The organism is Natronomonas sp., assembly GCF_046483325.1.
Classification (GTDB): Archaea; Halobacteriota; Halobacteria; order Halobacteriales; family Haloarculaceae; genus Natronomonas.
Window position 1 is genome coordinate 161,744 of the sequence record NZ_JAWODL010000016.1, and the last position, 12,062, is coordinate 173,805.

The 12,062-nt window shown below is 66.1% G+C and carries 11 protein-coding genes; 4 read left to right on the forward strand and 7 right to left on the reverse strand.

What is annotated here, in order from left to right:
• Nucleotide 1: 1 nt before the first annotated feature.
• Nucleotides 2-1,453: an Hvo_1808 family surface protein gene (locus tag R6U53_RS06295; protein WP_410321508.1), complete on the forward strand. Its 1,452-nt coding sequence runs from the start codon at nt 2-4 to the stop codon at nt 1,451-1,453.
• A gap of 56 nt (nt 1,454-1,509) precedes the next feature.
• Nucleotides 1,510-1,758, forward strand: a complete 249-nt coding sequence (locus R6U53_RS06300; protein ID WP_410321509.1) for a glutaredoxin family protein — start codon at nt 1,510-1,512, stop codon at nt 1,756-1,758.
• Nucleotides 1,759-1,773: 15 nt separating this feature from the next.
• Here the strand turns inward: R6U53_RS06300 and R6U53_RS06305 are convergent, their stop codons facing one another.
• The 4 genes from R6U53_RS06305 to hemB all read right to left on the reverse strand — a co-directional run bounded on the left by R6U53_RS06305 (nt 1,774) and on the right by hemB (nt 7,076).
• Complete coding sequence (locus R6U53_RS06305; RefSeq protein ID WP_410321510.1) at nt 1,774-3,114, reverse strand: glutamate-1-semialdehyde 2,1-aminomutase; 1,341 nt, start codon at nt 3,112-3,114, stop codon at nt 1,774-1,776.
• A 469-nt stretch (nt 3,115-3,583) separates the two neighbouring features.
• The gene (locus tag R6U53_RS06310; protein ID WP_410321590.1) at nt 3,584-4,042 is read right to left on the reverse strand and encodes an Lrp/AsnC family transcriptional regulator; all 459 of its coding nucleotides are present in this window, start codon (nt 4,040-4,042) and stop codon (nt 3,584-3,586) included.
• A gap of 11 nt (nt 4,043-4,053) precedes the next feature.
• Nucleotides 4,054-5,769, reverse strand: a complete 1,716-nt coding sequence (locus R6U53_RS06315) for an ammonium transporter (protein ID WP_410321511.1) — start codon at nt 5,767-5,769, stop codon at nt 4,054-4,056.
• Between the two features lie 326 nt (nt 5,770-6,095).
• Nucleotides 6,096-7,076, reverse strand: a complete 981-nt coding sequence (gene hemB / locus R6U53_RS06320) for a porphobilinogen synthase (protein ID WP_410321512.1) — start codon at nt 7,074-7,076, stop codon at nt 6,096-6,098.
• A gap of 138 nt (nt 7,077-7,214) precedes the next feature.
• Here hemB and R6U53_RS06325 point away from each other — a divergent pair, with 138 nt between their 5' ends.
• On the forward strand, nt 7,215-7,682 hold the full coding sequence (locus tag R6U53_RS06325) for a methylated-DNA--[protein]-cysteine S-methyltransferase (protein WP_410321513.1): 468 nt from the start codon (nt 7,215-7,217) through the stop codon (nt 7,680-7,682).
• 221 nt (nt 7,683-7,903) lie between these two features.
• Here R6U53_RS06325 and R6U53_RS06330 read toward each other — a convergent pair whose 3' ends face one another.
• Nucleotides 7,904-9,367, reverse strand: a complete 1,464-nt coding sequence (locus tag R6U53_RS06330) for an acetyl-CoA hydrolase/transferase C-terminal domain-containing protein (protein WP_410321514.1) — start codon at nt 9,365-9,367, stop codon at nt 7,904-7,906.
• Between the two features lie 98 nt (nt 9,368-9,465).
• Complete coding sequence (locus R6U53_RS06335; RefSeq protein ID WP_410321515.1) at nt 9,466-10,491, reverse strand: AIR synthase family protein; 1,026 nt, start codon at nt 10,489-10,491, stop codon at nt 9,466-9,468.
• A 182-nt stretch (nt 10,492-10,673) separates the two neighbouring features.
• Between R6U53_RS06335 and R6U53_RS06340 the strand changes: the two genes are divergently transcribed.
• Nucleotides 10,674-11,336 carry a hypothetical protein gene (locus tag R6U53_RS06340; RefSeq protein WP_410321516.1) on the forward strand — a complete coding sequence of 221 codons (663 nt, stop codon included), beginning with the start codon at nt 10,674-10,676 and terminating at the stop codon, nt 11,334-11,336.
• Between the two features lie 6 nt (nt 11,337-11,342).
• On the opposite strand, the gene R6U53_RS06345 is transcribed toward R6U53_RS06340, so the two are convergent.
• Nucleotides 11,343-12,059, reverse strand: coding sequence for a CPBP family intramembrane glutamic endopeptidase (locus R6U53_RS06345; protein ID WP_410321517.1), 717 nt, complete (start codon nt 12,057-12,059; stop codon nt 11,343-11,345).
• Nucleotides 12,060-12,062 lie beyond the last annotated feature (3 nt).

The window sequence follows — 12,062 nt, forward strand, 5'->3', positions numbered from 1 at the left end:
AATGACTCGACGGCCGATGGTCGCCATCGCGCTACTCGCGGTGGTGGTCCTGGCCGGCTGTACCGTCGGCTATCAGCCGGGCGTTTCCGATCGATCCGAACCGCCGACAGAGGGCGAACTCGGCTACTACGACGGCTATCGGTACGACGACACGTTCGACATCGATCCTACGAACGGCCTCACCGAACGGGAAACGGAGGCCGTCGTCTCGCGAGCGATGGCTCGCGTCCAACTGCTCCGGGGGCTGCGGTTCGAGGAGGATGTCGAGGTGGAGATAATCAGCCGCGAGGCGTTCCGCGAGGAATACGACGACGTCTGGCGGGAGCCGTCCGACGACGTGCGAGCGCTCGACAACGCCCAACACGAGGCGCTATTCCTCGTCGGCTCCGATGAGGACGTCGTCGACGTGCGACGTGGGAACCGCGGTGGAACCGTGCTCGGCTTTTATCAACCCAGCACGGAACAACTCGTCATCGTGAGCGGAAACGACCCCGCGACGCTGGACGACGAGTTGACGCTCGCCCACGAGTTAGTCCACGCCGTACAGGACCAGCGGTTCGATCTGGGATCGATCGAATCGTCGACGCTCGACGGGACGAACGCCCGAAACGGGCTGATCGAAGGCGATGCATCCCTGGTAGAGAGCGTGTACGAACGCAACTGCGAGACGGGCGAGTGGCAGTGCGTCGAGACCGACACGAGTTCGGGAAGCGCGCTGTCTCCCGACTTCCACTGGGGCGTGTACTTCCTGAGTTTCTTCCCGTACGCCGAGGGTCCGACGTTCATAGACCACCACCGCGACGCCGGTGGCTGGGACGCAGTCGACCGAATGTACGACGACCGACCACGGACGAGCGCCGAGATCATCCGGCCGGCGAGTTACCGAACCGACGCCTACGGCAACGCGACCGTCCGCGATCGGCATGGCGGGGGCTGGGAGCGCGTCCGCCTCGAAAACGGCTCCGACGCCGCGAGCGTCGGCCGGGCCGGGGGCGCGTCGATGTTCGCCTACACCGCCTACGCCGGCGATTCGCCCGGCGTCATCGACAGAGAGGAGTTCCGAAACGCCGGATCGGACGGCCTCGACTCGACGCGGCCGTACACATACGACGTCCCCTACACCGAGGGGTGGTACGGCGACCGCCTCCACGCCTACGAACGAAACGGCGAGACGGCCCACGTCTGGAACGTGACGTTCAACGACGCCGAGAACGCGACGGCGTTCGTCGACGGATACGGGCAGGTCGCGGCGCACTGGGGCGGCGAACGGGCCGGCGGAACCGTCTGGACGTTCGAGGAGACGGATCGGTTCGGCGGCGCGGTCTGGGTCGAGCGCGACGGTAACGCGGTCACGGTCGTCAAGGCACCCTCTGAGGCGGCGCTCGCGGAGGTGTACGCGCCGGTTGGTTCGATGTCGGCGAACGCTGCGCGCGGACCCGTCACCGCGGATTGACGCGAGGCGGACACAACACCGTCGCGCTCTTTACGCGTCCACGCCTACGACCGGTGATGGCGAACATTACCCTGTACGAGTTGTCCGGCTGTCCGTACTGTGCGAAGGTCACCGACAAACTGGACGAACTCGGCATAGAGTACGACAGCATCGAGGTCCCGCGTGCCCACGGCGAACGGACCGAAGTCGAGGAAGTCAGCGGCCAGACCGGTGTTCCGGTCATCATCGACGAGGAGCACGGCGTCGACGGGATGGCCGAATCCAGCGACATCGTCGCGTACCTCGAAGAGACCTACGGGGTCTGAGCCGGCGGGGGAGAGCTACAGCGCGTTTTTGTACGCCTCGAGCGTCTCCGCCACGTCGGCCTCGGTGTGGCCGTAGGAGACGAAGTTCGCTTCGAACTGATTCTGCGAGACGAGGATCCCCTGTTCACACATTGCCGGTCGGAACAGCCGAGCGTACCGGTCGGTTTCGGCGCGGCGAACGTCCGTTCCCCGCTTCGGGCAGGCGTCGTATCGGCTACACGAGTGATCCTGCCGGCAGCCGTTCGCACAGCACTCGTCCTGTGACGAGCCCTCGGCGCGAGTGAAGACGAGTTTGAAAAGCGAATCCGAGCCGACGACGGTGTACTCCGGAGCGTGGTCGGCGACGAGATCCGAAAGGCCCTCTCTGAGCTGTCGGCCCAGCCCGTTGACGTGGTCGTACACATCGTTCTCCGCGCAGAACGTCAGGGTCTCGAGGCCGGCGGCCATCGTCACCGGATTCCCCGAGAACGTCCCCGCTTGAAAGACGTCGCCGGCCGGCGAGAACTGCTCGATGTATTCGGTCTTGCCGCCGATGGCGCCGACCGGGAAGCCGCCGCCGATGATCTTCCCGAACGTCGTGAGATCGGGATCGATGTCGAATTTTCCCTGCGCACACCCGAGACCACCGACGCGGAAGCCGGTGATGACCTCGTCGAAGATCAAAAGCGAGCCGTACTCGTCACAGAGGCTCCGGAGTCGGTCGTGGTAGCCGTCCTGCGGATAGACGATTCCCATGTTCGCCTGGATCGGCTCGACGAGGACGGCCGCGATGTCGTCGGCGTGTTTCTCGAACGCCTCGCTCGCCGCGGCGGGATCGTTGAACGGCACCGGGACCGTGTGTTCCGCGAACGCTTGTGGGACCCCGGCGCTGGAGGGTTTCGGATCGTCGGCGTCGCCGGCGACGAGCGTCGTTTCCTGCGCGCCGTGGTAGCCGCCCTGCATGATGAGGATCTTGTTGCGCCCGGTGACCGCGCGCGCGAGGCGGCAGGCGGACACGGTGGCCTCGGTCCCACTGTTGACAAAGCGGATCATCTCGACCGACGGGACGTGTCGGCAGACGAACTCGGCGTGTTCGACCTCGAGCTCGGTGGGCATCCCGTACATGGGTCCCTCGGCGGCGCGCGATTGGACAGCGGCCTGTAACTCGTCGGGCATGTCGTGACCGAGCAACAGCGGCCCGAGCCCCTGTATCCAATCGACGTACCGGTTGCCGTCGGCGTCGATCACGTGGCCGCCGTCGCCTCGGTCGACGAAGACCGGATACGGCTGCGGCGCGGCGCGAACCGAGGAGTTGACGCCGCCGGGCATGACCGATAGCGCCCGGTCGTAGAGCGATCGGGAGGCTTCGTGGTTCATGTCGAGTCCTTCTCGTCGTGCCCCGAAAGAGTTACTATCAGTTCCCGGCGCCGCCCCACGACGACGACCGCCGTACGATGTTGTACGGTCGTCCAGTGAATAACCCAGTATCCACTTGAACACGCCTAAATATTGGTTCGAACAGCGAATATTGCAGGATTAGGTCGACAAATCATATGCTACCCCGTAGGCTCACCTGCCGCGACGGCCGCGGTATCAGTACAGCACCGGAAAACACGAGCCGAAACGGTTGGCACCTATCGGTTCCTCCGTGGGGTCCCATGCGGACCCACATTTTCGCGTTCGTCACGTCCAGAGATCGGCTACTCGGTGATCGATGCCCCATTCGTGGCCGACATCGAGGCCACCGTCCCCAGCGCGTTCCGGATACCGGGTGAAACGCTTCGGGGGCAAGCCTCGGGGCATTCGCCTTGTCCACGGAAAAAACGGAGGGCTACCGACGCGATCGTCAGTCGGGGATCGGACAGTCGTTCTCGCGACGCGTCGAGACGACCGTGTCGGTGTCGATACCGCACACGTCCGGGTCGTCGTGCAGCTCGCGCAGGCAGGCGCCGATCGCCGCCGCGTTCTCGAACAGTCCGATCGCGAAGACGCTCTCGGGACCGCTCGTGTGGTAGACCGTGGTGAATGCCGAGCGCGATCGGAGTCGGTCGGTCACGCGATCGACCGCATCGAGATCGACGCGGAGTCGGAAGACGACCGTCTCGTAGCCGAGTTCACCGTAATCCAGTTGCGCCGCGTAGCCGTCGATGGTGCCGTTCTCTTCGAGCGTCCGGACCCGTTTTTGCACCGTCGTCGGGACCGCGTCGACGGCCGCCGCGAGGTCGCGGATGTCGGCGCGACAGCCGCGACACAGCGCCGCGACGACGTGTCGGTCGAGCGCGAGCGATTCCGCGTCCGGTTCCATCGTCGGCACGTTCAGACCGCGTCGGTACCGACCTCACCCGTGCGGATCTGGTATGCGTCCTCGACCGGCAGGATGAACACCTTGCCGTCGCCGGGTTCGCCGGTCTCGCCGGCCTTGCACATCGCCTCGGCAACGTCCTCGGCCGGGATATCGGCGACGACGCACTCGACTTTGACCTTCTGGTGGAGGTCGACGCTGTACTCCTCGCCTCGCCACTGGCCGGTCTTCGCCGGCTGGGAGCCGCGACCGGAGACGTTCGTGACGGTGAGCGAGGGCGCGCCGATCTCGGCGAGACCCTCCTTGACGTCCGAGAGCTTGTCGGGGCGGATGTACGCCATGACCATCTTGATGCCGCCGTCGTTGGGCTGGCCACCATCCGTTCGGATGATACCGTTTCCGTCGTCGCCGACGCTGCCGCCGTCGGTCGCGACCGCGTCGCGACCGCCGAACTCGGGGTAGGTGTCGACGCCGTGTTCGGAGACATCGAGTCCATCACGTTCGTGTTCGGGGATAACGCGTGCCTGTCCGATCGCTCTAAAGACACCCCAGACGAGCGCCGTCGCGGCGACGGTCCAGACGGTGATGATGAGCGTCCCGAGGATCTGCGGGGCGAACATCGCCGCTTCGATGCTCAAGATACCACCGGGGACGACGCTCGCTGCGATGGGGGTGCCACCCGTCGACCACAGCGGAAAGAGGACGATACCGAGTGCGCCCGCGCTCCCGTGAACCGGGAAGACCGCACAGACGTCGTCGATCTTGAGTTTCTTTTCGACGAACTCGAAGACGATCGGTAGCTGCGCACCGGCGAGTAGGCCGAGCATGAGGCCGCCCATCGGAGTGAGCACGTCCGCCGTGCCCGTCACGCCGACGAGACCCGCGAGCATCCCGTTTGCGACGTACAGCGTGTCGACTTTTCCGGTTCGAGCGAGTGCGACCGCGCCCGCACCGAGTGCGCCCATCGCCATGCCGAGCGTAGTGTTCAACGCGACGCGACCGACGATCTCCCAGCCAGCCCCGAGGACGACCTCGCCGCCCTCGACGGCGAAGACGTTCACCGAGGTGCCGACGTTGAATCCGTACCAGCCGAAACACAGGATGAGCGTCCCGAGGACGGCGAAGGTCATCGAATGACCGGGGATGACGTTCACGGAGCCGTCGTCGTTGAAGCGTCCGATGCGAGATCCGAGCATGTAGGCGGCCGTCAGTCCGGCGATTCCGCCGACGCCATGGACGATCATGCCGCCCGCGAAGTCGTAGAAGCCGAGCGAGTCGACGAAGCCGCCGCCCCACGTCAGTCCCGCGACGACGGGGTAGATGACCGCGGCGACAAGGAACGTGTAGGTCACGTACGCGCGAAGTTTCGCGCGGCCGGCGACGGCCCCCGAGACGATCGTCGCCATCGTCATGGCGAAGACGGCACCGTAGAGCCAGTCGACCCAGCCGAAGTTACTGGCACCGAACTGACTCAGCGATCCGGAGGAACCACCGACGAGCCCGGAGACGCCGGCACCGATGAGAAAGAACACGACGACGCCGACCGACCACGTCAGCATGTTCTTCGTCAGCTGGTTGGCGACGTTCTTCGAGCGCACTTGCCCGGCCTCCAACATCGCGAAGCCTGCGTGCATGAAGAAGATGAGGAAGGTCACCACGAGGATCCACAGCCAGTTGACTCCCTCGGCGATCGCCTCGGCACCGGTCTGGACCGGAACCGCTTCGATCATCGGTTCACCTCCGAAGTTCGGTGAGGGATATTTCCATATACGTCCATGCTTTTCCAAATTTTCGCTACGTTTGTGCTCTGCATTACGTGATAGCCTCATGAAAGAGACCTATATAAATGTTGGAGTTTACATTACACTGTATTACACCATATATGTGGACACACGTCAGATATGGGTGATAATAATAGTAATATAAGGTCGTATCACGTCAGAAATTCGACGGAGATATGCGCCGATTTGTGGACGTTCGTCAACTCCAAAAGGCGTCGAATTGGCGTTTTTCACCCCGAATCTGCTCGCGCGCGCACCCGGGTCCGGGGGGCACCCTACAGCCGTTCTGCCAGATCCTCGGCGAAGTACGTAACTATCAGATCCGCGCCGGCCCGCTTGATCGACACCAGCGACTCGTGGGCGACCTCTTCGAGGGAAAGCCAGCCCCGGTCCGCCGCGGCGTGCAACATCGCGTACTCGCCCGAAACGTTGTACGCGGCGACGGGGTGATCGTACTCCCGGCGGAGCTCCGAGAGGATATCCAGATACGCTAGCGCGGGTTTGACCATCAGCACGTCCGCGCCCTCCTCGACGTCGAGAGCGACCTCGCGTCGCGCCTCGCGCGCGTTCGCGGGATCCATCTGGTAGTGGCGGCGATCGCCGAACGCCGGCGCGCCGTCGGCGGCGTCCCGGAACGGCCCGTAAAATGCGGATTCGTACTTCGCGGCGTAGGACATGATCGGCAGGTTCTCGAAGCCCTCCCGGTCGAGCGCCGCCCGGATCGCCCCGATCATCCCGTCTATCATCCCGGAGGGGGCGATCATGTCCGCACCCGCTTCGGCGTGTGAGACGGCAGCCCGATCGAGCAGTTCGAGGGTGGCGTCGTTGTCGACGGTTAAGTGGGGATCCGTTTCGGCCTCGGCCTCGAGAACGCCGCAGTGGCCGTGATCCGTGTACTCACAGAGACAGAGATCGGTGATGACGTAGGCGTCCGTCTCGGCTGCGATGTCGCGGACGGCGCGCTGGACGACGCCGTCTTTCGCCCACGCGCGCGTGCCCATCTCGTCTTTCGACTCCGGGATACCGAACACCATGACCGCCCCGACGCCCGTCTCCATGACCTCCAAGACCCGATCCACGCTCTCGTCGACCGGGACGCGCTCGTGACCGGGCATCGAATCGATACTGATCCGTTCGTCGGTCGTCGCGTCGACGAAGATCGGCGTGACGAGGTCCGTCGGTGAAAGGGTGGTCTCGCTGAGAAGCGGCCGGATGCCGTCGGTCCGGAGCCGCCGGGGGCGGTCGCGTGGTTCCATACCCGCGGTTACGTCCCGACTCTCATATGGGTTGTCGTCGCCGGGTGAATCGTCTCGGGGGCAAGCCCCGGCGGCATTCGCCCCGACTGCGTATAAACGGTCCTGTATCTTCAAAACACCCGCGCGCGAAGTGGGGGTATGAACGCACAGTGGGATGCAGGGATCTACGCGCGGCAGTCGCCGTATCTGGAACGGTACGTCCAGATCGGCGTCGCGAGCGGTCGAGTGCTCTCGGTGTCGTTCCCGGAGACGCCGGAGGAAGACGCCGAGGACGACCACCCGCTGTTGGATCGGATCGAAGCGTATCTCGAGGGCGAGACGGACGACTTCGACGACCTCGACGTCGCGATGACGATGGCGACCGACCACCGGAAGGTACTGGAGGCGGTCCGGACGATCCCCTACGCCGAGAGCGTGACCGTTCGCGCGCTCGCGGGGATGGTTCCCGACTTCGATCCCGACTCGGAGGACGACGGCATCCTCATCCGGACGGCGCTCGACGAAAATCCGACGCCGCTCGTCGTTCCCGACCATCGGGTCTCGGACGGGCCGAGCGCCGCGCCGCCGCCGGTCGAACAGCGACTCCGATCGCTCGAAGGACTCTGAACCGGACGTACAAACGGAGCCGACGGGGAGTTGAACCATCTCAAACTCGGGGCGAACCTCCGTGGGACGCTGGTGAATCGGCGGCGACGATCCGTCGGCCACGTATATATAAGCGGACCCGTGATATAATATATTTATACACATACGGCAGCGAGCGCGGCTGGGCCGCGAGGTAGTAGTTAACTGACGCCTGACGGGGGAGCCCGGAGCCGGTCGACGGGTTAGCCCTGCTGCCGTTCCAGCGGCCACTCGAGTGCCGTCTCCAGGTCGTGCGGGATGTGGCCGCCGTACTCCGCGGCGCGCTCGCGGTAGGCGTCGAGGTCCGGCCGGAACGAGGGATCCGCGACCTCGACGATCGCGTCGGCGCGCTCTCGTGCACCGAGTCCGCGGAGGTCGGCGACGCCGTGTTCGGTCACCACGATGTCGATGTCCTGTTCGGTGTGATCGACGTGTGGGGTCATCGGGACGATCCGGGAGATGTCGCCGCCCGCGGCGGTCGAGGGCAGCGCGACCACGGTCACGAGGCCGGCGCGGTTGAAGTCGCCGCTGCCGCCGACGCCGTTTATCACCCGCGTGCCATTGACGTGCGTCGAGTTCGCGTGGCCGTAGATGTCGACTTCGAGCGCGCTGTTGACCGCGACGACGCCGAACCGGCCGATCAGTTCCGGCGCGTTCGAGACACAGACCGGCCGGAGCACGACGCTGTCGGCGTACGAATCCATCGAGGAGAACAGCTGGTCCTGTCCGTCGCGGGTCAGCGCGAGCGTCGTCGCGGAGGCGGTTCGAAGCGTCCCCTCGTCGATCAGATCGAGGAGGCCGTCCTGGATCACCTCGCCGAAGTAGACCAACTCGCGGTCGACGTCGAGGTCGCCGAGCGCGCCCATCAGCGCGTTGCCCATCGCGCCGACGCCGAACTGCAGGCGAATCGACTCGGTCATCGTCGGATTGGTCTCGGCCTCGGCAGCGAGCCACGCGCCGAAGTTCTCGCCGATCGCGAGGTCGACGTCCGTCGGCGTCCGGAAGTCGTAGGTCGAATCGCGACGGTCGGTTTCGACGACGGCGACGAGGGCGTCGGGATCGAACCGGACCCTGGAATCGCCGATCCGTCCACCGGGCTCGGTCAGCGGGATCGGTTCGCGGTCCGGCGGCGCGCCGGGGAGGTAGATATCGTGGAGCGCTTCGAGATCGAGCGGCTGTTTCCAGTTCACCTCGACGATGAGTTTGTCCGCAGCCGCGACGTAGGAGACGGTCGCGCCGATCGACGGCGAGGGGATGAACCAGTCCTCGCCGACCGCGACGGCCTCGACGATCGCGACGTCGACACCGTCGACCGCGCCCCCAAAGCGCACCTCGTCACCGAGTTGGGAGACGTGGCGGTCGTGGTATGCGACCCGCCCGTCGTTGGCTGCCTCCCGAATCGTCGGCGTTCCGAGGTACGGAAACCGTCGGACGAGATCGCCGGATTCGACGAGGGCTGTGTCGATCTCCTCGCCGACGCTGCCGCCGGTCAGAACGGTCAAGTCGCGCTTTTCGCCCGCCTCGGCGATCGCCTCGGGGACGGCCTTCGGGTAACCGACGCTCCCGAAGCCGCTCGTGGCGACGACCGCGCCCTCGGGGACGAGTTCCGCCGCCTCCTTTGCGGTTCGGATCGGGACGCCGCCGTGGAAGCGCTCCTCGGTCGTCACGCGTGTGTTCCCCCGGTTCGTTCCTCGGTCGTCGGCCGTGTCCCCGCCGGTGATTCGGCATCCATGCGCGGATCGACGGGGGAGAAGGACAAAAATCCCTACGGCTGGCGTCGGTCCGCGGTGGCTTCGAGCAAGCGCTCGTAGACGGCCCACGAGGAGTCACCGTCGGGCCGCCCGGCGGGCCCGCCGTCGAGTTCGACGCCCTCGCCCGCTTCGACCGTTCCGACGGCGGAAACCGTCGTCCCTCGCTCGCGGAGGGCCGAGAGGACCGGCTCGGTGTCGACCGGATCGACCGCGATGACGAGCGTTCCGGAGGTCGTCGCCCGCCACGGGTCCATCCCGAGCGCCTCGCAGGCGGCGTCGATGCCCTCCAACCGCGGCACCGCCTCGGCGGCGATCGAGAGGCGAACCCCCGCCCCGTCGGCGATCTCGTGAAACGCGCCGAGCAGTCCGCCCTCCGTCGCGTCGTGCATCGCGGTCACGTTGCCGGCCGCGGCGGCGGTGAGCGCGTCCCGCACCGCGCCGACATCGTCGAGTCGGGATTGGGCCGTTTCGAGTGCGGCGGGTTGCAGGTCGATCGCCTCGGGAAACAGCGTCGTCAACAGCCCGACCGCCTCGACGGCAGGCCCCTTCGTCACGAGAACGTCGTCGCCGGGTCGGGCACCGTCCGGGCGCACGATCCCGTCGGGATCGCCGACGGCCATCCCGGTCGCCGCGCCGACCCACGGGAACGAGCAGCCGGCGTATCGGGCGGTGTGTCCCGTCACGACTGAGATTCCGAGGTCGCGACACTCCGCGTCGATTGCTCCCCAGACGCGGTCGAACTCGTCGTCGGTGGTCTCCGGCGGCAGCGAAAACGAGATCGTCAGATGCGTCGGCGGCAGTCCGGAGACGGCCACGTCGGAGAGGACGATTCCGATGGCGAACTCGCCGGCTCGTTCGAAGCCCAACTGGGGGAGGATCGAGACCGGATCGGTCGCCGTCACGAGCGCGTGCTCTCCGATCTCGACGATCCCGAAGTCGACACCGTGTTTCGGGGCGAGTGATACGTCGTCGCGCTCGGCGCCGAGTCGGGGCGCGATTCGGGCTTCGAAGAACTCCCGAGAGATCTTGCCGGTCGTCATTGGTCGACGGTTCGGGCGCGTCCCCGTCAATCTGCCGACGGCGGTGGAGGGACGACGTACCGAAAACGACCGGCACAGGGCAAAACACTAATCGGCATCGAACACCCCAGTTCGGGTATGAGCCACCCGAATGCGGCCCGGTCGGTCGAGCAAGCTAGCCTCGATTCCGAGGTGTCTCGCCCATGGTAGGGGAGTTCGAACGCCCGCCACAGGGCGAGTTCGAGCGCGAAATCCGGTCGTTTCCGGAGTTCTTCGATCGACTCGAGATACAGGGCGCGCTCGACATCTGGGACGCGGTCAACTCCGAGACGGAGATCGAGGGGCTCGTCTACCACCACCGCGGGCTCCAGATCCCGAGCTACGAGGGGCGGTTCGTCCACGAACCCTCCGGTGACGACCGCGAGACGCAAGCGTTCAGCGTCGAGTTCGGGACCGTCGGTTCCCGGAGCGTGTGGGCGGTGTTCGACGGGAGCCTCTCGTGGGACGTCTATCTCCTCCTCTTCGAGGAAGGGGCCGTCGTCGCGTGGATGAGCGACGCCGAGTTCGAGGCCGAGGAAGCCGGTCGGTTCCGCTCGAAGGCGGCCGCGGTCGAGGCCGGGCAGTTCTCCTTCGGGACGTTCTTCCGGTTCGGCCCGGACTGGGTCGAGCGCGAGGAGTGGGGGCTGCGCTCGAACGCGCCGGCGATGATACAGCTCGGTGACGGGCGACTCCTGACCCCGGAGACCGAATCGGAGTTCTACGAGAACGCCCACGCGATCCCCGACGAGTTCCGCCCCGCCGTCGAGACGGGTGCACCGCCGTTCTACGGGCTGCTCGACGCCGGGCTGTCGGTCGATCCGGAGTAGGGTCGGTCACTCCGCGCCGAACGGATCGTAGCCGAGTCCCTCCACGACGACGAACTCGATGGCGTTGACGGCGTAGTGTGCGACGACCGAGGCGAGCAGACTCCCCGTTACCACGAAGACCGCCGCGAGGAGGAATCCGAAGACGCCGGTCGCGGCGACCCCGACTCGTCCCTGTGCGCCGTGGCCGGCGGCGAAGGCGACCGATGAGACGACCGCCAGAAGCCACGGCGAGAGGTCGAACCCCGTCGAGAAGGCACCGATCAGAACCGCCCGGAACAGGAGTTCCTCGAAGCCGGCGATGATCGGGAGGACGACGGCGACGAGGACGAACCAGCCACCTGCCGAGTCGGGCGCGAGCAGTCCCCGGAGGGCCGCGCTCGGGTCGGCGTCGATCACCGCACCGAGTGCGAGGTTCATTCCAGCGAGCGCGAGACCGACCGTGAGACCGACGACGGCGGCCGTGAGCCCCGATATCTCGCCGTCGATCCCGAGCGATGAAACCGGCACGTCCGTCAGCCAGATTCCGGCGATCAGGACGGCCGCAAAGAGCGCGTGGGAGCCGGCGACGTTCGCGAGCAGTGCGGTAGAGGAGAAGTGTTCGCCGGACGGTGCCGAGGACTCGTCGGTGAGGTCTGCGACGACGCGCGTCGAAGCGCGGGCGGAAAACAGAACGACGGTCAGTACGACGACGGTGAGCGCCGCGAAGGCGACCCACCGTGTCACGCG